General features: G+C 65.7%; 18 protein-coding genes. 17 read left to right on the top strand and 1 reads right to left on the bottom strand.

The window, feature by feature from the left end; translation table 11 throughout:
* Window positions 1–10: 10 nt before the first annotated feature.
* Window positions 11–895, top strand: coding sequence for a MurR/RpiR family transcriptional regulator (locus ACFOYU_RS27020; protein ID WP_377035911.1), 885 nt, complete (start codon window positions 11–13; stop codon window positions 893–895).
* A gap of 22 nt (window positions 896–917) precedes the next feature.
* On the top strand, window positions 918–1,424 hold the full coding sequence (locus ACFOYU_RS27015) for an NUDIX domain-containing protein (protein WP_377035910.1): 507 nt from the start codon (window positions 918–920) through the stop codon (window positions 1,422–1,424).
* Here the strand turns inward: ACFOYU_RS27015 and ACFOYU_RS27010 are convergent.
* Window positions 1,421–2,200 (bottom strand): SDR family oxidoreductase, encoded by a 780-nt coding sequence (locus ACFOYU_RS27010; RefSeq protein ID WP_377035909.1) that lies wholly within the window; start codon window positions 2,198–2,200, stop codon window positions 1,421–1,423. The two genes, ACFOYU_RS27015 and ACFOYU_RS27010, sit on opposite strands and share 4 nt — an antisense overlap.
* Before the next feature lie 151 nt (window positions 2,201–2,351).
* Between ACFOYU_RS27010 and ACFOYU_RS27005 the strand changes: the two genes are divergently transcribed.
* The 15 genes from ACFOYU_RS27005 to ACFOYU_RS26935 all read left to right on the top strand — a co-directional run bounded on the left by ACFOYU_RS27005 (window position 2,352) and on the right by ACFOYU_RS26935 (window position 24,371).
* Complete coding sequence (locus tag ACFOYU_RS27005) at window positions 2,352–2,858, top strand: hypothetical protein (protein WP_377035908.1); 507 nt, start codon at window positions 2,352–2,354, stop codon at window positions 2,856–2,858.
* Between the two features lie 4 nt (window positions 2,859–2,862).
* Entirely contained in the window at window positions 2,863–3,615 is a 753-nt protein-coding gene (locus ACFOYU_RS27000) for a creatininase family protein (RefSeq protein WP_377035907.1), read from the top strand.
* Window positions 3,616–3,843: 228 nt separating this feature from the next.
* Window positions 3,844–4,818, top strand: coding sequence for a cellulose biosynthesis protein BcsN (bcsN, locus tag ACFOYU_RS26995; protein WP_377035906.1), 975 nt, complete (start codon window positions 3,844–3,846; stop codon window positions 4,816–4,818).
* Window positions 4,819–4,989: 171 nt separating this feature from the next.
* On the top strand, window positions 4,990–7,173 hold the full coding sequence (gene bcsA, locus ACFOYU_RS26990) for a UDP-forming cellulose synthase catalytic subunit (RefSeq protein ID WP_377035905.1): 2,184 nt from the start codon (window positions 4,990–4,992) through the stop codon (window positions 7,171–7,173).
* An 8-nt stretch (window positions 7,174–7,181) separates the two neighbouring features.
* Window positions 7,182–9,815, top strand: a complete 2,634-nt coding sequence (locus ACFOYU_RS26985; RefSeq protein WP_377035904.1) for a cellulose biosynthesis cyclic di-GMP-binding regulatory protein BcsB — start codon at window positions 7,182–7,184, stop codon at window positions 9,813–9,815.
* Entirely contained in the window at window positions 9,812–10,906 is a 1,095-nt protein-coding gene (locus ACFOYU_RS26980; RefSeq protein ID WP_377035903.1) for a glycosyl hydrolase family 8, read from the top strand. The genes ACFOYU_RS26985 and ACFOYU_RS26980 overlap by 4 nt, the downstream gene beginning before the upstream one ends.
* On the top strand, window positions 10,897–13,023 hold the full coding sequence (locus ACFOYU_RS26975) for a hypothetical protein (protein WP_377035902.1): 2,127 nt from the start codon (window positions 10,897–10,899) through the stop codon (window positions 13,021–13,023). Before ACFOYU_RS26980 ends, ACFOYU_RS26975 begins: the two co-directional genes overlap by 10 nt.
* 112 nt (window positions 13,024–13,135) lie before the next feature.
* Window positions 13,136–13,642: a chemotaxis protein CheW gene (locus ACFOYU_RS26970; RefSeq protein ID WP_226739032.1), complete on the top strand. Its 507-nt coding sequence runs from the start codon at window positions 13,136–13,138 to the stop codon at window positions 13,640–13,642.
* On the top strand, window positions 13,642–15,096 hold the full coding sequence (locus ACFOYU_RS26965; RefSeq protein ID WP_377035901.1) for a CheR family methyltransferase: 1,455 nt from the start codon (window positions 13,642–13,644) through the stop codon (window positions 15,094–15,096). Before ACFOYU_RS26970 ends, ACFOYU_RS26965 begins: the two co-directional genes overlap by 1 nt.
* A 1-nt stretch (window position 15,097) precedes the next feature.
* Entirely contained in the window at window positions 15,098–15,697 is a 600-nt protein-coding gene (locus ACFOYU_RS26960) for a chemotaxis protein CheW (RefSeq protein ID WP_377035900.1), read from the top strand.
* A gap of 1 nt (window position 15,698) precedes the next feature.
* On the top strand, window positions 15,699–17,375 hold the full coding sequence (locus tag ACFOYU_RS26955; protein WP_377035899.1) for a methyl-accepting chemotaxis protein: 1,677 nt from the start codon (window positions 15,699–15,701) through the stop codon (window positions 17,373–17,375).
* A gap of 27 nt (window positions 17,376–17,402) precedes the next feature.
* Window positions 17,403–19,667 (top strand): response regulator, encoded by a 2,265-nt coding sequence (locus tag ACFOYU_RS26950; protein WP_377035898.1) that lies wholly within the window; start codon window positions 17,403–17,405, stop codon window positions 19,665–19,667.
* A 29-nt stretch (window positions 19,668–19,696) separates the two neighbouring features.
* Window positions 19,697–20,740 carry a chemotaxis-specific protein-glutamate methyltransferase CheB gene (gene cheB / locus ACFOYU_RS26945; RefSeq protein WP_377035956.1) on the top strand — a complete coding sequence of 348 codons (1,044 nt, stop codon included), beginning with the start codon at window positions 19,697–19,699 and terminating at the stop codon, window positions 20,738–20,740.
* Entirely contained in the window at window positions 20,737–22,461 is a 1,725-nt protein-coding gene (locus tag ACFOYU_RS26940) for a response regulator (RefSeq protein ID WP_226739022.1), read from the top strand. The genes cheB and ACFOYU_RS26940 overlap by 4 nt, the downstream gene beginning before the upstream one ends.
* On the top strand, window positions 22,458–24,371 hold the full coding sequence (locus ACFOYU_RS26935; protein ID WP_377035897.1) for a response regulator: 1,914 nt from the start codon (window positions 22,458–22,460) through the stop codon (window positions 24,369–24,371). The genes ACFOYU_RS26940 and ACFOYU_RS26935 overlap by 4 nt, the downstream gene beginning before the upstream one ends.
* Window positions 24,372–24,437 lie beyond the last annotated feature (66 nt).

Below are 24,437 nucleotides of genomic sequence, written 5' to 3'. Positions count from 1 at the left end.
GGAGGTCGGAATGAACCGTCCCGCCAATCTCATCGAGAGCATCGAGCAGATCGTCCCCAACCTCAGGAAGGCGGAGCGTCGGGTGGCGGATCTCGTTCTTCAGGACATCGAGGCCACGACCCGGATCAGCATCAAGGCCTTCGCGGCCCAGGCCCAGGTCAGCGAACCGACCGTCATGCGCTTCGCACGGCGCGTGGGATGCGGCGGCTTCAGCGACTTCAAGCTCCGTCTCGCCCAGGACTTCGCCGTTGGGCGCATGTATATCGAGGCGGAGCGGAAAGCGCAGTCAGGCGACGTGGAAACCACGGCGCAGCGCGTCTACCAGTCCGGCGTCGACGCGCTCGCGACCGCTTTCGCGGGTCTCGACGACGAGGCGCTGGCCGTCGCCGCATCCGCCATCGCGCGGGCCGGAAAGGTTGTCTGTCTCGGGGTCGGCGGCAGTTCCGCCCTCATGGCCCAGGAAATGGAAAACCGCCTGTTCCGGTTCGGGCTGTCGGTCACCGCCTCGGCCGATGCCTACAAGCAGACCATGCTCGCCGCCATCGCCGACAAGGGCGACGTGTTTCTGCTCTTCTCGGTCACGGGCAAGCCGCATTCGCTGGTCGATGCGGCCGAAATCGCATCCGGCCGCGGAGCCGTGGTGATCGCCGTCACCGTGCCGCACAGCCCCCTCGCCATCAGGGCGGGCATCCTGCTGCCGCTGGAGATCCCCGGCGACGAGGTTCACTTCAACTTTCCGAACCGGACCCGCTACGGCCAGCTTCTGATCATCGATTGCCTGTCGGCCCTCGTGGGCTCATTGAAGCAGCCGGTCTCCGCCCGGAAGCTGCATCGGATCAGAACGACGCTGCTCTCCCTGCACGGCCATACCGAAGCGCAGCCCATCGGGGACTGAAACCGCGGAACACCGAGGACCCATGCCCATCTCCGACTACATTCGGTCTTTGAGGGAAAGGATCGGAACCGATCTCGTGATGATGCCCGCCGTCACGGTTCTCGTCTTCGACGATGAGGGTCGCCTGCTCCTCGCTCAGGAGCGCGGCACGGGCCTTTGGATGACCATCGGCGGCGCGATCGATCCCGACGAGTCGCCGGCGGATGCCGCCGTTCGGGAATGCTGGGAGGAGACCGGCCTGCATGTCGAGCCGGTGCGTCTCGCGGGTGTTTTCGGCGGCCCGAAATATCGCATCACCTACGACAACGGGGATGTCGTCTCCTACACGACGATCGTCTTCGAGGCCCGTGTGACCGGAGGCAAAGCGAAGGCGGATGGCGAAGAGGCCGTCGCCCTTCGGTTCGTGACGCAATCCGAGGCCGGGACGCTGCCCATGGCGGTCTGGACAGAGGAGCTCGTCCGCCATGCCTTCGAGAGGCGCGGCGAACCCTGTTTCGCGCCGCCGACCTGGGTGCCGCCTACGCCTTAGAATTCGGCCCCGCAGAATTCCCGCGCCATGGTGGTGGAGCCGACCGACAGGCCCCCGTCGACCGGCAGGATCGCGCCTGTGATCATCCGCGCATCGGGCCCGATCAGGAAAGCCGCGACGCCCGCGACGTCTTCGGGAACGCAGATATCGCCCAAGGGATACCATCGTTTCAGGCGCTCGAAGATCTCCGGGTTCTTCTCGACCCGCTCCTTCCAAGCCTGGGTCTTGACGCTGCCGGGCGCGATGGCGTTCGCCCTTATTCCGTAGGGGCCGAGCTCGACGGCGAGAAACCGCGTGAGCTGCATCAGGCCGGCCTTGGCCGAACTGTAGGCCGGGTAGCCGTAGATCCCCGCGCCATTGACGGAGGAGATGTTGAGGATCGCGCCGCTGCGGCGTTCGACCATGCTGTCCTGTACGGCTCGGACGCAGCGCCAGGCTCCGTTGAGATTGAGCTCGATATCGGCCAGCCAATCGGCCTCTTCCGTCGTGCGGAGCGTCGGGCTCACGACTCCGCCCGCATTGTTGACGAGCACATCGACCGCCCCGTGACGGGCCTCGGCCTCTGCCATCGCCTGCCGCACCGATTCCAGATCGGTCACGTCCGCCCTGACGCCGAGCAGCGCCTCGGGCGACCCGAGAGCCGCAACGGCCTTGTCGAGAGCGGCCTCGTCCCGGTCCAGCATCGCGACCCGGTTTCCGTCGGCCAGGAACCGTCGGCAAAGCGCCTGCCCGATATCTCCGGCTCCACCCGTGACGACGATCGTTCGGCTCATCATCCCTCTCTTTTTTGGAAGTGTCGGCTGAATGCAGCCCGATGTGAATTCCTGCCGGATGGAACCTGTACTCCGGCAGGCTGCGCGTTGTTAAGCGACGTTTTTGCCCATACGGTCTCGTGACGTGAGCAAACCACCCAGCCAGGACGTCCCCATGCCAGACACCAATCCGTTTCCGCCGTCCGATGAGGCGCGCCACGCTATCTGGGAGATGCTGGTCCACCGGGACATCGACGCCTATGTGGCAGGCGACTGGGACGCTCACTTCAAGGATTTCGCGCCGGACATCTTCTTCGGCATCGATGCGCGCTTCTCCGACAATCCGGACAGCTGGCGCGTCACCTACGCGGATATCGCCCGCTATCGCGAGGCGTGGCTTTCCGGAGCGCAGGAGCTGAAGGGACGGATCGCGGACGCCGAGCTGCGCCGATCCATCTTTGCCCTCACCACATTGCGCGACATCGAGATCATGGGCGACTTCGCCCTCGCACGAAAGAAGTTCGACGGCACAATCCGCCTCGATGACGGCGACACCGTCACCCTGCGTTGGCAGACGCAGTATTTCTGCCGCCGGATCGACGGGCGCTGGCGCATCGCAGGTTTCCTCGGATACCTGCCCAACCCCATGGGCAGCCCTGCCCCCTCCACGCCGGAGCGGTGAAGCCATGAGATGGGAAAAGCTTACGAGCCGCGAAATCGGCGCCCTCGACCGTTCGATCCCCGTCATCCTCAACATCGCGGCCATCGAGCAGCACGGCCCGCACCTGCCTCTCGACACGGATGCCCGCATCGGCGCTCATTTCCTCGGCGAGTTCGACGCCCGGGATCCCGATCAGGCGCTCATCCTTCCGCCGGTCGTGGTCTGCGCCTCCGAGCACCACATGGACTTTCCGGGCACCCTCACGGTCCGGCACGCGACCCTGCTCGCCTATGTGACCGACATCCTCAACTCGGTCGCGGCCCACGGCTTTCGCAACATTCTGCTGTTCAACAGTCATGGCGGCAACCAGGCCATCGGCCAGGTCGTGGTGGAATCCTTCGGCTCCCGCTACCGGGACTGCCGCATCGGCCTCCTGACCTGGTGGCGGATCGCCGCCGAGCGTCTCGCCGAAGTGCAGGAGGGCGGCTTCGGCAGTGTCGGCCATGCCTGCGAGTTCGAGACGTCCCTGATGCTGCACATCGACGAGGGCAGCGTCAGGAGAGAGCTCATTCCCGGCCCCAGCCACGTCATGACCCACGACTGGGCCAACAACGACCTTCTGTGCGGCGGCAGGGGCTCCCTGTTCCGGACCATGGCCGAGATTTCCGGCGGCAGCGGGGTCGTCGGCGACCCAAGCCTTGCCTCCGCCGAAAAAGGCCGCGCCATCACCCGAATCGTCGTCGACGCCCTGACGGAGATCGTCGCCACGATGAAATAGCCTTACGTTGCAAGGGCCTGACAGCACCGTCAAGCACGCTTCTCGAGGGATGGCCGGATCGCCTGCGGGACAATAATCCGGCAAGGTCGGCGATCGTTACGCTTCATTAACTATGTTTGGCCATCTCTGGTTAAGCATACAGCCCCGCGCTGGCCCGTGCGGAAGGAGCCTCTCCCTCCCGCGACGCCGTCGCAGGCTGCTCCCTTGGCTGCCAGATCAGTTGCTTTCATGCCCCAGTCACTGCCCCAGGATCGGAAAGGCTTCGGCGCCCGCCGCGACGTCGCAGGTGCCGGTCGTTCCCGTGCGGCGGCGAAGGCGTGGCTCGGCAGGGTCTCGAAAGCCTTTCTCACTGTCTTCGCTCTGGCAGCGGCCGGGTGTTCGACACGGTCCGATCTCGGCTTCATGACTCTGATGAGCGAGGTGCCGGCTACCCAGGCCATCATCGTTCCGCCTCCAGGCGGCCCCGCGGTCGTCGCGGTTCTGCAGCGCAGATACCAGAACGGCGTTTCGCAGGAGATCGCCCTTTCGACCGCCTCCATGACACTGGGGCAGAATGCCTTTTACGTGAGCATGGTCAACGATCCCGAGACGCTGTCCGAGATCGACGACACCCTCAGGATCCGCCCCCTGACGCCGGAGATCATCCAGGCCGAGATGGAGGAGCGCTTTCCGGGAATCGACATGCGGACGTCGCTTCTCTACGCGCAGAACAAGTACGGGCCCTTCGGCTTCGCCACGGGACGCTCGGCGACGGGGGACCTGTGCCTCTACGCTTGGCAGCAGATCGAGCCGAGCGAGCCGGCCATTTTCATGACGCACGGGGCGATCTCGCTTCGCCTGCGCCTCTGCGACGCAGACGCGACGGAGGCCCAGCTCCTGCGGACCATGTACGCCTTCACCATCCCGGCCTATTTCATGTCGAGCGCCTGGAACCCCTACGGCGCCCCGCCTCCGCCGCCGGCCTATCTCGGGCAGATGAATGCTCCCATCAATCCGCTCGCCATAGGCGCAACCGAAGGTCTCCTGGGATCTGGTCCCCGCAGCCTCGCCCCTGCACGCCGCGTCATTGTCCAGGAGAGCGTGGAGCCGGCACGCGCCATCGTCGACAAGGATACGGTGCTGCCGGAGCCCGCCCAACCGGACGTGCCCTCGGCCCCTCTCTCCGGCTATCCTGTGGTGCCCCCGCCGCCGCCGGCGCAGTAGCGCCCCAAATCGTCCACAATTTTATTACGTATCACATCCAGGCAGACTTCGTTCACTATAGCTGCGTAAATTGGAAGCAGAACAGTCGAGGAGATAGTAATAGATCCTCATTATGTCCTGCTCTATGCCTACCGCATGCCTTAGAGAAACATCAACCGAGAACCTGGACTGATGCAAAAGGGTCTTATCTTGGCCTTTTGGGCCGTGGCGGCCGCGCTTATTTTCTTGCTCGTCGCCCTTCCCATCAGCCTCCAGACACATCTCATTGCCGGCCTCGTGGTCGTTGCCAGCATGATCGTGTTGAAGTTCTTCCGGGCTCAGGGCGTCTGGCGCCTCATCGCGCTGGCCCTCGGTACGGCGATCGTCCTGCGCTACGTCTTCTGGCGCACCACCAGCACCCTGCCGCCGATCACCGAGTTCACGAACTACATTCCGGCCTTCCTGCTCTATATGGCCGAAATGTACAGCGTGATGATGCTGTTCCTCAGCCTGTTCGTGGTTTCCAGCCCCCTGGGCTCACGGACGGCACCGCCTCTCGACCGGGACAACCTGCCGACCGTCGACGTCTTCGTTCCGAGCTACAACGAGAGCGCCCATCTCCTGGCCACGACCCTGTCGGCCGCGAAGGGCATGGCCTATCCCCCGGACAAGCTGACCGTGTGGCTCCTGGACGATGGCGGCACCGACGAGAAATGCGAATCGCCGAATCCGGCCCTTGCCAGGGAGGCACGGGAGAGGCGCGCCGAACTCCAGGCCCTCTGCGCGTCGCTGGGGGTCAATTATCTCACCCGTGCCAGAAACGAGCATGCGAAGGCAGGCAACCTCAATAACGGGCTCGAGAATTCCACCGGCGACCTGGTCGCCGTCTTCGATGCCGACCATGCTCCCGCCCGAAGCTTCCTCGAGGAGACGGTCGGGTATTTCAGCACAGAGAAGGACCTCTTTCTGGTCCAGACCCCCCACTTCTTCATCAATCCTGACCCTCTCGAGCGGAATCTGGGCACCTTTCAGACGATGCCGTCCGAGAACGAGATGTTCTACGGCGTGATCCAACGGGGCCTGGACAAGTGGAACGCCTCCTTCTTCTGCGGATCCGCCGCCATTCTCAAGCGCGAAGCCCTGCAGGAGACCGACGGCTTCAGCGGCCTCAGCATCACGGAGGACTGCGAAACCGCGCTCGAACTCCATTCGCGGGGCTGGAGAAGCATCTATGTGGACAAGCCGCTGATCGCCGGCCTGCAGCCGGAGAGCTTCGCGAGCTTCATCGGCCAGCGGTCCCGATGGGCCCAGGGGATGGTGCAGATCCTGCGCTACCGGTTCCCGCCCCTGAAGCGCGGCCTGAGGATCTCGCAGCGCCTCTGCTACATGTCGAGCTCGTTCTTCTGGCTCTTTCCCTTCACCCGGTTCTGCTTCCTGGTCTCTCCCCTCTGCTACCTGTTCTTCTCGCTCGAGATCTTCATGGCCTCGGGGGGCGAGTTCCTGGCCTACACGTCCACCTACATGATGGTGAACTTCATGATGCAGAACTATCTCTATGGCCGCTACCGCTGGCCATGGATTTCAGATCTGTACGAGTACATCCAGACCTTCTACCTGCTGCCGGCCCTCCTGTCCGTGATCGCCAATCCCCGCAAGCCCACCTTCAAGGTGACGGCGAAGACGGAGGTCATGAACCAGAACCGCGTATCCGAACTGGGGGCGCCCTACTTCATCGTCTTCGGAATCCTGCTGCTCGGCGTGGTCGCGACCGTCGTGCGGATCTGGGCCGAGCCCTACAAGGCCGATGTCACGCTCGTGACCGGAGCCTGGAACTTCCTGAATCTGATCATCGCCGGCTGCGCCCTTGGGGTCGTGTCGGAACGCGCCACCCGGCGCCAGAGCCACCGCGTCGTCGTCGATCGCCCCTGCCGGTTCGTGATGGGCGACAAGGTCGTCGAGGGCATCGTCAGGGACGTGTCGGTCGGAGGAGCGAGCCTGCGCCTCTCGCAATCCGCCCTGCCCGGCCTCAAACGCGGCGCCTTCGGCACGCTTGAATTCACGCCGCTCTCCGACCTGCCGATCAACCAGCTTCCGATGGAAGTCCGCAAGATGACCATCGACGAGAAGGGAATTCTCATCGGCTGCCGTTTCCTCACCGAAACGCCGGAGCATCACCGGCTCATCGCGGACCTGGCCTTCGCCAATGCGGATCAGTGGAGCCATTTCCAGAAGCGCCGGCATCAGGATATCGGCATCCTCCGCGGTACGCTCTGGTTCCTCACGGTGTCGATCTATCAGACCGGCAGAGGGCTCGCCTATCTCTCCGGGTTGCAGCGCTTCGGCGCTTCGATCCCGCCCGTTCCGGCGGTCAAGTAGGCTCCGCCATGCGTGCGCACCTCATCCCCCTCCTGGCGATGTTCGGCCTCTTGGGAGCCGGACCTGCCTTCGCACAGGCGGCCCCCTTCACGATGTCGCCCACCCGGCCGGGGGCACCGCCCGTGTCGTCTCCCGCCGCGCCGGCCGCGCCGCCACGGGAGGAAGCCCCCGCCGCAGCGCCGTTCAGCATGCAGCCGGGGGGCGTCGCGCCGGCCCGTCCGCCCGTTCCGCGACCGGCTGCGCCGGCTTCGAGCACGCCCGCGGCTCCGTTCGACATCGCGCCTCAGGATACGCGCCAATCTCCTCCGCCCCAGGCCGGGAGACCGACGCCGCCGGCCGTCCGTCCTCAGGGAGCAATCCAGACGGCGCCGGCAACCACGCAGGCATCCGCTCCGCGCAACACGGCCCGCCTCGAGCGCCCCCTCCTGCCTTTCGAGATGATCCGTCTCGACGGGGAGAACGACAGCAGGAGCTGGGCCTTTCATCTCACGCCGGATGAGGCCGCGAGCCGCGCGAGCATCGCCATCGCCTATCAGAATGCCGTCGTGGTGATGCCCGAGGCCTCGCGCCTCAGGGCGATCATCAATGGGGAAGCGGTCGTCAACGTTCCGATCTCCTCCTCGCAGGGATTCCAGCAGATCGTTCTGCCCATCCGCCCCGGTCTCCTTCGCGGCGGCCAGAATATCATCCGGCTGGAAGCGCTCCAGCGTCATCGGACGGACTGCACCGTCCGGGCCACCTACGAGCTCTGGACCGACATCAGCGCCGAAGCCACCAAGCTCGTCTTCGAAGGTTCGTCCAAGACGCTCCGCAGCCTGGAAGATCTGCCTGCGGTCGGAATCGACCAGAAGGGCGTGACGACGATCCGTGTGGTCGCCCCCAAGATCTACCGGCCCGAGATCCGCGACCGGCTCCTTCGCCTGGTTCAGATGGTCGCCCTGCGCGGGCGCTACGCTCATCCGGTCATCCAGGTATTCGAAGCCGATCCGGGCCCATCCCCTGTCGGAACGATCAAGGTCGTCATGGGAACGGCGGGCGAGCTGCGGAGCCTCGTTGCCGCGCTGCCGGAAGCAGCGGCAGTGCAGCCCCTCGCGATCATGATGCAGGACGGCACATCCTCCATGCCGTCCCTCGTCGTCACGGGCCCGACCTGGAACGACCTCGACACCGCGATCAACATCGTCGGAGGAGCGGCCTTCAACGGACGCGTCCTGGACCGCACCACGATCGATACCGCGAGCTGGCACTGGCCGGAGGTGCCGACCACGTTGGGCCGGCGCTCCATCCGCTTCGCGGATATGGGCATCCCCACCCAGGAGTTTTCGGGACGGCGGTTCCGGGCGCGCTTCGCGATCAATCTCCCGTCGGACTTCTACGCGACGGATTACGGGGAAGCCACCCTGTCCCTCGATGCCGCGCATACATCGATGGTCAAGCCCGGCAGTCACTTCGACATCTACGTGAACGGCAAGATCGCCTCGACCATGACGATCACCTCGCGCGGAAGCGTCTTCCGGCGGCAGGAGATCAGGGTCCCGATGCGGAATTTCGAGGCGGGCATCAACCACCTCTCGCTGGAAGCCGTGCTCCTGACGGATGCGGATGAGCGCTGCGCTCCCGGCGAAACCCTGTCGGAGATGAACCGGTTCGTTCTCTTCGACAGCACGTCGCTCAACATCCCCAATTTCGGCAGGATCGGACGCGAGCCCGATCTCGCAGCGCTCAGCTCCGGCGGTTTTCCCTATGGGGATTTCCCGGCCACCTTCGTGCTGGCGCGTCCCGATCCCCTCACCTATTCAGCCTCGGGCACGCTCCTCGCCCGCATGGCGCGGGATTCGGGCGCTCCCGTACGTGCGCAGTTCGCCAATGCCGCGTCGCTCAGCGACCGGTCCGTAGTCTTCGTCGGCGCCATTGATCAGCTTCCCGCGGGTCTTCTCGATCGGGTCAACGTGTCGGAGAATCTGAGGATGATCTGGCAGTCGACTCCCTCGCCGGGTCGGCTGGCGCCGTCCGGCGCCGCGGAGAGCCGCAGCGAGAGCCAGGGTCTGCAGGTTGCAAGCACCCAATATGACCCCACCATGAGCCGGATGGTGCTCGATCAGTCCGACATGAACTCCACGGACGAAGTCCGCAGGCGTTGGTCGGAAAGCATCCAGCGGCGCGGCATCATTCAACAGACCATCGCCTCGTTCAAAGACTGGATGGAGCGGACCTTCAACCTGTCCCTCGCCTCGCTGAGCCTGGAAGACAAGGGCAGCCTCGCCTACGAGCCGCCTCAGCGCTCCACCCTGCTGCTGGCGCAGAACCGGACGGAGGGAGCAGGCACCTGGACCCTGGTGACGGCTCGAACGGAGGAATCCCTCGCGCAGGAAACGGCGCGGCTCGCGGCTCCGATGCTCTGGTCCCAGGTGGCGGGCCGCGCCGCGGCCCTCGAGCCGAGCGAGGAGAAGCTCGCGGTCCAGCCGATCGACGATTTCATCTTCGTTCAGACGCTGCCTCTCTCGTTCTGGAACCTGAGGCTCGTCGCGGCGAACTGGATGTCCATCAACATCCTTCAATATGCTCTTCTCATGGTGGCATGCTGCACCCTCCTGGGAGCGGCGACCTATGTGCTCCTGAGCCGGCTCGGACGCCGCTCATGATGAGTCTCCTTCATGCTTCGTTTCGCCGTCTTCGGTTCGCCTCCGCGTTTCTCGTTCTGGCCGCGGCCATGCAGCCGCTGCACGGGGCAACCATCGAGCAGTTGAGGATGACGGGAACGGTCTCCTCCTCCGACTGGGAGGCTTATCGCTCCCGTTTCGTCGAGGACAACGGACGCGTCGTCGACAACGCGAACGGCAACATCAGTCACAGCGAGGGACAGGGCTACGGCCTGCTCCTCGCCTACGCCGCCGGGGACAGGCGAACGTTCGAGAAGATCTGGACCTTCACCCTGACCGAGTTCCTGATCCGTGACGACGGCCTCTCCGTCTGGAAATGGGATCCTTCGGCACGGCCCCGGGTGTCGGACCCGAACAATGCCACGGACGGCGATATTCTGATCGCCTACGCTCTTGCCAAGGCGGGGGTGCTTTGGAACGAGCCGCGCTACACGGCAGCCGCGCAGAAGCTCGCCAAGGCCATCGGGAAGAACGCCTTCCTTCGCACCAGCGGATCGACCCTTCTCCTCCCGGCGTCCAGCGGCTTCGGCGAGGATGACAGGACCGACGGACCTGTGATCAACCTGTCCTACTGGATCTTCGAAGCCTTTCCGACGCTGGCCGCCCTCGCGCCGGAATACGACTGGGCCGGTGTTGCCCGAAGCGGCCTTTCGCTGCTCCGTCAGGCGACGTCCGGCAGGACGAATCTCCCGGCCGACTGGATTTCGGTGCGCAGCAGGCTGCAAACCCAGCCCGCAGAGGGCTTTCCGCCGGAGTTTGGTTACAACTCGTTAAGGATACCGCTTTACCTGTTGAGAGCGGGAATGACGAATGTGGAGTGGCTCAGAACTCTCAATCAGCGCTGGTCGGCGAACAACGAAGGTGTGGCCGTCGTCAATGTCCTGACGGGTGCCGTCAGGGAAAGATTGACGGACCAAGGCTATGTCGCCCTGTCCGCGGTCCTGTCCTGTGCGCTCGACGGAACGCCCGTTCCGCAAGCGCTCAAGGAGTTCAAACCACAGCTCTACTACCCGTCGACCCTGTACCTGTTGTCGATGTCGCTGATTGGTGAAAAGTATCCGCAATGCCTTTAGCTCGTGGCGCCATAGCGATTGCGGTCGTCGGCCTCGGCTTCGCGGCCCTCGCTCAGCAGTTCGGCGACGGCAATGCTCAGGCGCCCAATCCGGCAGCCCCTGCCCCGGCAAGCAGCTCTCCAGGTTCTCCTCCTGCAGGTTCCACGCCGCAGGTCGATGAATCCGCGCTCCGCTATTTCGCATCGCAGGGCGATACGCGCCGGGTCGATGCGGAGATCGCCCGTCTCCGCGCGCTCTACCCCAATTGGACGCCCCCCGGCGATCTCTCGCAGCTTTCCGCAGGACCTGTCGTTCCCAAGGATCCCCTGCTGGATCAGCTGTGGAACCTCTATACGGAGGGCCGCCTTGCCGAGATGCGGGCCGCCATTGCGGAGCGCCAAGGCTCGGACCCGCAATGGAAGCCGCCGCAGGACTTGCTGACGGCCCTCGAAACCGCGGAATCGCGCCGACGCCTGATCAATGCGTCCGACAGCGAGCAGTGGCGGACCGTCCTGAGCGTCGCGACCGATGCCCCGAGCCTGCTGACCTGCGCCAATGTCGATATCCTCTGGCGTGTCGCCGAGGCCTTCGCCAAGACCGACCAGCCGGGCCGGACGAAGGACGTCTACACCTACCTGCTCACCAACTGCACCGATCCTGCCGAACGCCTCGGCACGCTCCAGAAGGCCCTGGAACTCCTCCCCGAGGAGCAGGTGACGGATCTTCTGCGGTTCGAGCGGGCGGGCACGGACGATTTCGGCGCCGTTCGCGACGAGCTCGCCCGCCGCCGGGTCGAGCGCGCCTCGGCCGACAGCAAACAGACTGCCGCCGCGGAGGACCTCGCGGTCGTTGCGCGGCTCGCCGAGAATGAGAGCGGGGCGGGAAATGCGCTTCTGCTCGGGTGGTACAACTATCACCACGACAATCCCGCGAAGGCCCTCGACTGGTTCAAGACCGCCCTCGACCGCAATGGCGGCCCCAAGGCGGCGGAGGGCTATGCCATGTCCCTCCGCGCCCTCAACCGGCTCACGGAGGCCGAGGCTTTCGCCTATGAGTGGCGGGACAAGTCCGCCGACACCATGAAGGCCTATCTCAATATCGCGACGGCGCTTTTGAGCCAGGATCCTCCGCCGCGTCTCGATCCTCCCGTCGTCACGCGAATCGTGCCCGTGGTCACCCAGCAGCGCCATGCCGACGGGGCTCAGGCCCTGGGCTGGTACTCGTACAATACCGGACAGATCCCGACGGCCCGGCAATGGTTCAGGACCGCCCTGGGCTGGAACGCCGATGACGAAGCCTCGGCCTATGGCCTTGCCCTGGCGACCCAGCGGCTGAGGGACCGTGCAGGCTTCAATGCCATCGTTTCCCGGTGGCGCGGCCGCTCCCAACGCATCGCCGATCTTGCCGCAGGCCGGAACCCGGGACGGGCGGCGGCGGTCCCGCAGCCCATCGTTCCGCCCCCGCCCGAGACGGCGCCGGAGGCCGTGGTTCGGACCGTGGAGCAGGTGTCCGTAGGGGCATCACGCGCAGCTCCCGTCGTAAGCCGGGCGGCACCCGCCGTCGTTTACGAGACGGTATCGCGACCAAGCGCCCCCGTTCAGGTCAGGACCGGCGCGAGGCGCAACTGCGCCGTCACGCGCAGCCCCGGCAACCTGTCCGCCGATGCCGCGCTGAGCCTCGGCTGGTGCCTCATGGAGATCAACCGCCCCCTCGAAGCGGTTGCCGCCTTCGATCAGGCCCTTCGGAACGGCGGCGCCCGCACCCGGGAAGAGGCGGCTTATGGCAAGACCCTCGCCTATCTGCGCAAGGACCTGACCTCCCACGCCGCCATCGCGGCAGCCGCCGCCCCGCAGACGACGGAGCGGCGGGTTGAGCTCCAAGCGACGATCCTGGCTCAACGGGCCGTCGCCGCCTACCGGGACGGACGCTACGTGGAGGCCATCCTGTCCCTCGACGAGCGGGGGCGGATCGTTCCCGAGCAGAACGACCTGATGCTGATCAAGGGGTGGTCCTATCTCAAGCTTGGCCGTTATCGGGACGCCGAGCAGATCTTTCGCGCGGTCCAGCGTACCGGCTTCTCCGAGGAGGCGAATGTCGGGCTCAACGCCGTCCAGGACGCTCTGCGCCCCCCTCGCTGACCCGACGGCCGGGATCCGCCTTGCCGGACATTGCAGGCCGCGCGTCGGCGCCCAATATATCGCCGCACGAGGCGCAAGCCCTCCCCCCGCCGAACCGATCAGAACGTGAGCAATGGCGAGCCTGCAGGTCATACTCTTCGATGTGAGCGGCATCGCCTGCGCCCTGCGCAGGCATTCCGTCAAGGAACTTCTGCCGCTGCCGCGCCTCTGGCATCCGCCGGGCCTGCCCCGGCCCGTGGCCGGCTTCTTCAACCTGAGCGGCGCGGCGGTTCCGGTCGTCCGGCTGGACGTTCTCTTCGGTCTTCAGAGGCGCGAGGGAGCCACCGAGGCGGATCTCTATCGTCACCTTATCCTGATCGACAAGGTGACGGATTCGGGCCCCGCGGCGTTTCTCGTCGATCGGGTCCTCGACGTCACCGATGTCGGCGAAGCTCAGCTCTCCCCCGTCAGGCCGGAGAACAGCCTGAATGGCTGCGTCGAGGCCGAGATCGACCGAAACGGCCGCCTGGTCCACCTTCTGTCGCTGGAGCGCGTCCTCTTCGCCGAGGAGAAGCAGGTTCTGGACGAACTGGGCCGGAATGCGCAATCCCGGTTGAACGAGTGGACGGTTCCGGCCTGATGGCCGCGCGACCGGCCCCCGGCCTTCCCCTCGATGCAAGCTTCCCCAGGCTGAAAAGCCTCGTCATCGAGCGCACGGGCCATTTCTACTACCAGGACAAGGACGACCTCCTCTGGGAGAGGGTGCGCCGCCGCCTTCAGGCGACCGGCCTGCGCGATTGCTCGCAATACCTGGACCTGCTCCGCAATCCGGCGTCCGGACCGGTGGAATGGGCGCGCTTGGAGACCGAGATCACCATCGGCGAGACGTTCTTCTTCCGCTATGCGGAGCAGTTCGCGGCCCTGCGCAGGACGATTCTGCCCGAGATCGTTGAGCGAAAGCGCCCCGAGCGGCGCCTGCGCATCTGGAGCGCCGGCTGCGCAACCGGCGCGGAGCCCTATTCGCTCGCGATCCTCGTCAGGCAGCTTCTGGGCGGCGAGCTGGAAAACTGGCGCATCGGCATCGTCGGAACGGACATCAACGAGAACTTTCTCGTGACCGCCCGGCAGGCGAGGTTCGGCAAATGGGCCCTCCGCTCGATCCCGCCGGAGGAACGAGCCGAGTATTTCCTGCCCATGGAACGCGAGCAGTGGCAGCTCAAGCCGGAATTCCGGTCCCTCGTGCGCTTCGAAAAGCACAACCTGCTCAGCCTCCTGGACGGCACATCTCCCCTCCAATTCACCGAATTCGACCTGATTCTGTGCCGCAACGTCCTCATCTACTTTCACCCCGAGACCGTGAACCAGGTCGTTGGCGCCCTGCGCAACTGCCTTCTGGACGACGGCTGGATGCTCGTGGGGCACGCCGAGCCCAATCCGTCATTCTCGGCGATGATGCAGGCCGTGAGCCTGCCGGGAACCGTGGCCTACCGCCGCCGTTCCGGGGAATACCAAGCCCCCGACGCACCGCCGGAGGCGCCGACGCAGGAGCCGTCCGTCTGGCTTCCGAAGCTGCCGCCGCCTTCCTCCCCACCCCCTCCGCCGGACCGGGGGACCAGGAGTTCCGGCCCCTCCCCCACCAAAGCCGTAGGGACCAAGGCTCCGGCCCGCCCGGCTCAGCCCGCGGGGGACATCCTGGCCGCGGTCAGGGCCAAGGCCAATGCCGGAGAGCTTGCAGCGGCCGATGCCCTGGCCCGGAAGGCCTTGGTCGACGAGCCCCTGAGTGTCGCCCTCCACTTTTACCAAGGATTGATCTCTCAGGCCATGAAACGCCCGGCCGAGGCCGAGAAGGCCTTCCGTCGCTGCATCTATCTGGATAAGAGCTTTGCCATGGCTCATTACCACCTCGGACTCTTGCTCCTGGCGGACGGGCGCTCCGGACCCGGACGGCGTGCCATGGCGAACGCGGCCCTCATCGCGGGCACCCTGCCCGACGACCATGCCATCACCGAAGGAGACGGCTTGACGGCCAAGGACCTGCGCAACCTCATCCGGGTCCATCTCCAGGCGGTCACACTGGCCGAGCGGAGGGGCTGACATGGCAAAATCCCTGCGCCGCAAGCTCAGGCAGCTCGACCGGACAAGGCTCCTGTCCGCCGAAGAGAGGGCACGCTTCATTCTCGACGAGAGGACCGAACGCCTCGCCAGCAGACCCGGCGACCGCACGGAGCCTGTCGCGGATGTGACCCGTGTCCTGATCTGCGGCGCCGGACACGAACATTATGGCATTCCGCTCGACAGGATCGCCGAAATCCTTCCCTTCCGGCCTCCCATGCCGGTCCCGGGCGGCCCTGCGGCCCTCATGGGGGTGCTCGGCCGCGGCGGTCATCTGGTGAGCGTGATCGACCTTGGCGCCGCCCTCGGACAGGGCCCCTCGGACACGGATGGAGCGAACCGCCACCTGGTGCTGCTCCGCCGGGAGCAGCCGCGAGTCGCCCTTTGCGTCGATCGCGCTCACGAGGTTGCGGACGTCACCCGTCTCGCATCCGAGACGACCGGCGATTTCCGGAAGGATGCCGTCATGGGCTATGCCAAGGCGGCATCCGGCTTTGCAGATCAGGAGCGAGTCCTATCTCTGCTCGACGTCGACCGCCTGCTTCACCCCTTCCTGTCCTCTTCCCCTGCCCCTGGAGTTTAATGTGACGGTCTCGATCGCGAATCGCATTCTTCTCGGCTTCGCCGTCATCGTTGCCCTCATGGTCGGGCTCGGTCTCTACACGATTTCCCAGCTCGAGGATGTTCGCCGGACCACGGAAACGATCGTCTCGCGCGATCTCTCCACGATGCGGCAGATCGATATGGTCGGCGAGCAGCAGAACCGAATGCGCGCCGTGCGGGAGGAGGTGCTGTCGCGCTATCTTCTTCGCGCGCTCGGCCAGCAGCAGGCGAATGTCGAGGAACTGATCGCGGAGTGGGGACGGCTGGCCGCTTCGACGGAGGCGGCTCTGGCGCAGGCCATTGCCGCGACCAACAGCTTTGCGGTTCGTTCGGTGACCAACGAACGGGCGGACGCCTGGCGGCGGACGGCGGAGCTTCTCAATTCCGCCAACGGCGAGTTGAACCGGATCCGATCCGCCACCGAACAGCAGTTCACGGCGCTCCAGAACAGCGATTTCGCCGCAGCCCAGGCGACCCAGAACGCCCTGAACACCAGCCGCAGTGCCTGGAACAGGACTCTCGAGGAAACACGTGACCTGGTCAACCAGGCCATCGCGGTTGGGCAGCAGCGCGTCGGAGAGGTTTACGAGCAGAGCCGGCTTTCGATTGCGCTCGCCCTTGCAGGCGTCGCTCTGCTGAGCGTCCTCATCACCTATGCCCTGCGCTCTTCGATTTCCAATCCCCTCAACGCCTTCATGGCTTTCGTGGAGCGGGTCGGACGAGGAGACCTGGCAGGTCAGACCGCCATGACCGGCAACGACGAGATCGGACGCCTCGGCGGAACCCTGAACAGCATGGTCGAGGGCCTGCGCCAGCTGGCGCGCCAGAGCCGCGAGGCCACGGAAAATCTCAATGCCGCCGCGGCGGAGATCCGCGCCTCGACCCAGGAGCAGGCCGCGAGCGTTGAGGAACAGCTCGCCGCCGTCCAGGAGACGGCCGCCACCGTCGACGAGATCACCCATGCGGGCGCCCAGATCGGCAAGCGGGCGCAGGAGGTCATCGCCTCGGCCCAAGCGACGGCTCAGACCAGCCTTTCCGGCCTGCAGGCGGTCGATGAGACGGCGCGCGCGATGGATGCCATCCGGGAGCAGGCGGAGACCGTCGCGGAGAACATCGTCGCCCTCAGCGAGAAGACGCAGGCGGTCGGCGAGATCATCGCCACGGTCAACGACATCTCCGAACGCACCCATCTTCTGGCCCTCAACGCGGCCATCGAAGCCGCAGCGGCGGGCGAGAACGGCCGCAGCTTCGCCGTCGTCGCGTCCGAGATGAAGGTTCTCGCGGATCAGGCCAAGGATGCCACCACCCAGGTGCGGTCGATCCTCGGCGACATCCAGCGCGGCATCAACTCGTCCGTCATGCTGACGGAGGAGGCCGTGAAGCGCGTCTCGGCCGGCAAGGAGCGTACGGACACGACGCAGCAGACGATCACCGAGATTTCCACCCGCGTTCAGGAGAGCGTTCAGACCTTCCAGCAGATCGTGGCCTCCACGAACCAGCAGCAGCTCGGCATCGAGCAGGTCATGGGCGCCCTTCAGAACATCCGTCAGGCGAGCCAGCAGACGGCGGCGGGAACGCGCCAGCTCGATATGGCTGCGGCCAACCTCTCGGATCTTTCGCAGCAGCTGCTCGGGCTCGTCGAACGCTATCGGTTGTGATCGCGCAGGACCGGAGAACCGCGTATCGTGACGGATATCCGCAAACAGCTGCTGGCAGCCTTCGAGGTCGAGCATCGGGAGCATCTTCATGCGATCCGGTCGGCCCTCGATGGCGCGGACCGAAGCACGATCGACATGGCGGACGTGTTCCGCCGCGCCCACAGCCTCAAGGGGGCGGCCCGCGCCGTCGACCTGCCGGCGGTCGAAGAGGTGGCCCATCACCTGGAGGCCCTCTTCTCGCGGATCCTGGAGGGACGGCAGGAGCTGGACAAGCCTACGATCGCGGCCGTCCGCCTGAGCCTCGACACCATCGAGGATCTCGTCGCCGAATCCTCCGGACCGGCCGGTTCCGCGTCGGCGGAGGCGGCCTTGCAGGCGCTGAAGTCGACTTCGCCCGGGGAGCGGCCTGCGGCACCTCCTCCCCAGAAGGCGGAGGAGCGGAAGGACCATCCGCCGAAGCCTGACGCAACCCCGCCCGCAGATGCGGGTGCCGGCACTTATCTCCGCGTTGCCGCCGAACAGATGGAGCAGCTTTCGAGCTCCATGCACGCCCTCGTGGCGGAGCTGCAGGACGACGAGGCGTTCGACGACACTCTGCGGCAGATCGAGGTCGAGGTGCGCGGCCTCCGGCGCGGCTGGGACGCGCTTCATGCCCAGCTCGTCTCAACGGCGCCTGCGGGAAAGGGATCCGCAGCAGAGCGCACCGGACGGACGACGGGTGCCGCAACGCCTCGCCTGCGGGATTTCGACCAGGATCTGAAAGCTCTGTTCCGCAAGCTCTCGGCCCTTGCCCGTAGCCGGAAGCAATCCTCCTGGTCCATCGATCAGGCCGCACGCCAGCTCCGGGACGATATCGACCGGATTTCGCTGGTCGCGGCGGAAACGGTCTTCGGCGGCTTCGGCCATATGGTGCGCGAAATCGCCCGGGAGGAAGGTCGCGACGTGCATGTGCGCACCATCGGCCTCGACCTTCAGGTCGACCGCCGGGTCCTGCAGGCGCTGAAGGATCCGATCATGCACCTGTTGCGCAACGCGGTGAGCCACGGCGTGGAGCCGGCGCCGGAACGCGCAGGCAAAGGGAAGCCCGAGAGGGCCGAGATCGTTCTCGAGCTCGCTTCCCGGGGCGGCCGCCTGGCTGTCAGCATCCGGGACGACGGCCGAGGCCCCGATCTCCAGCGGATCGAAAAGGTCGCCATCGGGCGCGGCCTCCTGGCGCCCAGGGCGGAAGATGCGATGCCGCCCATGCTCGACCAACTGCTCTCGCTCGTCTTCACCCCCGGCTTCTCGACCGCTGACGAGGTCGACCGCCTCTCAGGCCGCGGCATGGGACTCTCCGTCGTGGCCGAGGCGGCCCGCAAACTGCACGGATCGGTTCTGATGCGGCCGCGCTTCCCTTGGGGAACAGAGGTTCTGCTGAATGTCCCTCTCACGGCTGCACGCCAGTCTCTCCTCCTGGTCGAGGCGGAGGATCGCATGTACGGCGTGCCGTCCCATGCGGTCGAACGCCTGCTCCGGCTGCGCGCGGAATCGCTGGAAAGTGTGGAAGGACGCCCGACCATTCGGATCGAGGTAAGGGGGCAGGACGTTGTCATACCTGTTATCGCCCTGGCGGCACTGACAGGATCTCCGAATGCCCAGATTCCCATCGAGGCCGGAAACGTGAAGGCTGTGCTCGTCCGACATGGAGCACGCCATTGCGCCTTCGCGGTCAATGCGTTTCACGACGTCCGCACCATGCTCGTCAACGATGTCGAGGCCATCGGCCTCGACGCGATGGTTTCGGGCACCGTTCTGATGGAAGACGAGATGCCGGCGCTCGTTCTGAATCCCGAACTCCTGATCGACCACTGGGTGCGCAACGAGAGTCGCCTCGCTGCCGGAGGAATGGGACTTTCGGCATGGGCTCCCGACAAGGAGCGACATGCCACGACCGTCCTCGTGGTGGACGATTCGATCACGACCCGCACCCTCGAGAAGAGCATCCTCGAGGCCCAGGGCTATCAGGTTCTTCTCAGCGTCGACGGAATCGACGCGTTGAACGTGCTGCGTTCGGGAGAAACCATGGTGGATCTCGTCGTCGCCGACGTGGAGATGCCGCGCATGGATGGCTTCGGTCTCCTGCAGGCGATCAAGGCCGATGCGCGCATTTCATCGATACCCGTGATCCTGATGACGTCGCGCGCGGATCCTGAGGACGTGCGCAGGGGTCTCGATCTCGGTGCGAGCGCCTATATCACCAAACAGAAGTTCGACCAGCGCGAACTGCTGGCAACGATCGGGCAGTTGCTGTGAGAAGTACGTCGCAAGTCCCTGTCCGCGTGATGGTGGTCGAGGATTCCCTCGTCGTGCGGCAGCTTCTCGTCCACATCATCGCCCGCGATCCGCGCCTGGTCGTGGCCGCAGCGGTCGGCTCCGCGGAGGAGGCGCTGCGCGAGATCGGCCGCGTCCAGCCCGACGTGATCTCCATGGATATCCGTCTGCCCGGCATGGACGGGCTTGAGGCGACGCGCCGGATCATGTCGGACCACCCGACCCCGATCGTCGTGATCGCCGGCAGCGTCGAGGACGAGTCGCTCAAGATCTCCATGAACGCGCTTCGCGCCGGAGCGCTCACGGTCGTGGAGAAGCCCGTCGGCCTGACCAGTGCAGGCTTCGACGGCATTGCCGAAACCATCTGCACCCAGCTCTACATCATGAGCCAGGTTCCGGTCGTCAGACAGCGTTCCTTCGCCTGGCGTCCGAACGCTCAACCCGCGCTGGTGCAGAAGCGGGACTGGGAAAGATCGCCCCTCCGGCCCTCGATCATGGGAATCGCAGCCTCCACCGGCGGCCCGCCGGCTCTGGCGAAGGTCTTGGGCGCCTTCCCGGCCGATTTTCCCATTCCGATCCTGCTCGTCCAGCACATGGGGGCGCCCTTCATGGAGGGCTTCGCCTCCTGGCTCAACGGGCTCATGCCGCTCGAGGTCCGCGTGGCGCGCGACCAGGAAATCCCCGCCCCGGGCAAGGTCTACGTCGCGCCCGGCGACCGCCACCTTCTGCTGTCTCCGGCAGGAACCCTGCAGATCAGCGCCTCTCCCGCGCTGGCCAGCCAGAGACCGTCTGCAACGCTGCTGTTCCAATCCATGGCCAAGACGGTAGGATCGAGAGGCCTGGGCGTCATCCTGACGGGGATGGGCGAGGACGGAGCACAGGGCATCCTCGAACTGCGCCAAGCGGGAGGATACACGGTGGCAGAGGACGAAAGCACGGCGGTCGTCTACGGAATGCCGGCCGCCGCCGTTCGCATGGGCGGCGTCAGCGCCAGCCTGCCGCTGGACCTGATCGGGCCGAGGCTCCTGCGCCTGACCCGAGGAGATGGCGAATGAGCGTGGGTCCTGGGACGCAGGCAGCCCACATTCTCCTGGTGGAGGATTCCGAGACGCAGGCCCTTCAGCTCCGGTATGTCCTGGAAACCAATGGCTTCAGGGTCAGCTGGCAGGCGACCGCGGAGGCTGCCCTCGACGGCCTGAACGAGAAGCTCCCGGATCTCGTCATTGCCGATTATCACCTGCCGGGCATGAACGGCGATGAGCTGACGCGCCAGATGCGCCTGAACGTGCGCACGCGGGCCATCCCGGTCATCATGCTCACGGAAGCGCGGGAGCGCACCGTCGAGCGGCAGGGCCTGGAGAGCGGGGCGGACGCCTACATCTCCAAGTCCGCCGAGCAGGAACTCATCATCCTGAGGATCCGCGCCCTGCTCCGCCGGCGCTCCGTTCCCGTCGCGGAGGCCCAGGAAGGGCATGAGGCGCCGAGCTTCAGCACGTTCCGCAGGGCCTGCATCCTCATCGTCGACGACAGCCCCACCCGACAGGCCTACCTGCAGGACCTTCTCTCCCGCGAGGGCTATGCCGTCACCCTGGCCCGGGAGCCGGCCGAGGCTCTCCGGCAGATCGGCTCTCCGAGCACGGCTTGGGATTGCGTCCTCGTCAACATCCTCAGCCCGACCTTCGACGGATTGGATCTCTGCCGGCAGCTCAACGCCTATCGCGGACTTGCTCCCCTTCCGGGCATGGAGGTATCGAGCTTCTCCATCGTCGGGCTAGGCAACGACGACGGCGGAGACATGCTGTCCAAGGCCTTTGCCGCAGGTGCCGACGACATCGTGCCCACGAGCGCCGATGCCGATGTCATGCGGATCCGGATCCGTGCCCTGGTCCGCCGCAAGCTGCTGCAGGACGAGAACTGGCGCATCGAGGCGGAGTTGCGCGAGCGCGAGCTCGCCTTCGAGCGCGCAAGGGCGGAAGCCGCCTCGGCCGAAGCCCTGGCCAGGGCCAATCGGGAGCTGGAGGAGGCGAACCACCGCCTGAAGGACACGCAGTCCAAGCTCGTCCAGGCCGCCAAGATGGCCTCCCTCGGCGAGCTCGTCGCAGGCATCGCCCATGAGATCAACAATCCCCTCGCCTTCATCCTGGCACACCAGGGCACCGTCGAACGCGTGCTTGCCGACGTCGCGACGCGGCTTCCTCCGGAGGCGGGGCTGGAGCGGCCCATCAACAAGTGCATCGAACGGGTCGGGGCCATGAAGCTGGGCCTGGGGCGGATCCAGGAGCTGGTTCTCAACCTGCGGCGCTTCTCCCGGCTCGACGAGGGCGATTTCCAGACCGTGAACGTTCGGGAATCGATCGAAACCGTCGTGGCACTCCTCGGCCACAAGCTCGGCACACGCATCGACGTCCGCCGGCACTACAACGCCGTGCCGGACCTCTACTGCTCGCCCGCCCTCCTGAACCAGGTGGTCATGAACATCATCGGCAATGCCGCGGACGCGATCAGCGGAACCGGCGCCATCGATATTGAAACATCGAGCGACGACACAAGCTATACCATCAGGATCAGCGACACGGGCCCGGGGATACCGCCGGAGCTGCGCGAGCGCATCTTCGAGCCCTTCTTCACGACGAAGCCTGTCGGGGCCGGAACTGGACTTGGCCTTGCAATCGCCTATAGCGTAGTTCAGGCCCACAAGGGCACGATCACCGTGGATTCCAGCCCCTCGGGAGGCACGAGCTTCATCATCACGATCCCAAGGCAGAGCATCGCATGACGCTGTCGAGCGACAACCCTACAAGGAACGGCACGATCCTGGTCGTCGACGACGAGCCGGACATCCTTGTCGCGCTCGAGGATCTTTTCGAGAACGACTACCGGGTCCTTTCGACCACGTCGCCCCTGAAGGCGCTCGACATCATCGAGCACGAGCCCGACATCGCGATCATCATCTCCGATCAGCGCATGCCGGAAATGCCGGGCGACGAATTCCTGGCGCGGGCGCGTCACCGGAGCGATGCCGAGGCAATCCTCCTGACCGGCTATGCCGACCTCAAGGCCGTGATCGGCGCCGTGAACAAGGGCCGGATCATGGCCTATGTTCCCAAGCCCTGGGATCCCGCGGCCCTCTCCAGCATGGTGGCATCGGCCTACGAGCGGCGCCTGCTGGCCCGCGAACTCGAAACGGAACGCGCCCTTCTGCGCGGCCTGATGGAGAGCACCGGGGACCAGATCTCCTTCAAGGATCTCGAAGGCCGCTTCGTGCGCCTCAACACCAGCAAGGCCAGAAGCCTCGATCTTCCGCCGGAAGCCTGCGTTGGCCGCAAGGAGAGCGAGCTTGCCTCGCCCGAGCAGGCACAATCGGCGGAAGAGGCCGAGAGGAAGGCGGTCATTGCGCGCCAGCCGAGCGAGCGCACGGAGGAGCGCTACGGCCCTGACGGCACATCGCAGTGGTTTCTGGTCAACCACATCCCGATCCTCAACGAGGCGGGATCCGTCACGAATGTCGCCACCATCGAACGGGACATCACCGAACGGAAGGTCATGGAGCTCCGCCTGCGGCAGGCCGATAAGATGCAGGCCCTTGGGACCCTGGCCGGCGGGGTCGCGCACGATTTCAACAACCTGCTGATGGCGGTCCTGGGCAGCCTCGACCTCGCCTCCCGGCGGGCGCCGGACGATCCGCGCCTGACGAGGCTTCTCCAGAACGCGACATACGCGGCGGAGCGCGGCGCATCCCTGACCCAGCGGCTCCTGAGCTTCAGCCGGCAACGGGACCTCAGGCTGCAGACGGTGGACGTCAATCAGGTCATCTGCGGCATGAACGACCTCCTGACCCGCACCCTCGGCGGGGTCATCCGGATCGAGCGGGATCTGGCGGAGCATCTGTGGATGGCCATGGTCGACCCGGATCAGCTCGAACTGGCCATTCTCAATCTGTGCATCAATGCCCGCGACGCCATGGCGGAGAACGGCGTCCTGACGCTGTCGACCCGGAACGAAACGGTCGAGGAAGGACGCGTCACGGATCTGGGTCGCGGCGACTACGTGGTGATCTCGGTCGCCGACACGGGAGCCGGAATGCCGCCGGAGATCCTGAGCCGCGTCCTCGAGCCGTTCTTCACCACGAAGGAGGTCGGCAAGGGCACGGGTCTCGGCCTGTCGATGGTGTACGGGCTTGCCCAGCAATCCGGCGGCACGGTCGCCATCACCAGCACGGTCGGCGTCGGCACGACGGTCGAGCTCTACCTGTCCCGTGCCGCCGTCGACAGGTCCCGGGCGGATCAGGAGGAGACGTCGGACCTGGCTCCCATGGCCAAGGTGCGCATTCTGCTGGTCGACGACGACGCGGAGGTCCGGTCCGTCACGGCAGCCTATCTCGGCGAGATGGGACACCGGGTGGTCGAGGCCGCGGACGGTGCATCCGCTCTCGACATTCTCAAGACGGACAGTCAGCTCGACCTCCTGATCGCCGACTTCGCCATGCCCGGCATGACCGGCCTCGACTTGGCCGACAGGGCACGCAAGCTTCAACCGGGTCTCGGAATCCTCCTCGTGACCGGATATGCCGACCCCGAACGGGTGCCCGGGACATATCCGGTGCTGCACAAGCCCTTCAACCGCTCGGAACTCGGCGCGAAGGTGACGGAAGCGATCCGCAGAACCGAGAGTGCCGATCTGGGCTAGGAAATGCGGGGAAGCTTACCTTTCGGCAGGTTGCGCATCCGGCGCAGAATCCCGTCGGACTTGGCC

The organism is Microvirga sp. GCM10011540, from assembly GCF_042650665.1.
Taxonomy (GTDB): domain Bacteria; phylum Pseudomonadota; class Alphaproteobacteria; order Rhizobiales; family Beijerinckiaceae; genus Microvirga; species Microvirga lenta.
The sequence above is the reverse complement of the archived record's forward strand: the minus strand, read 5'-3'. Positions and strand labels throughout refer to the sequence as shown.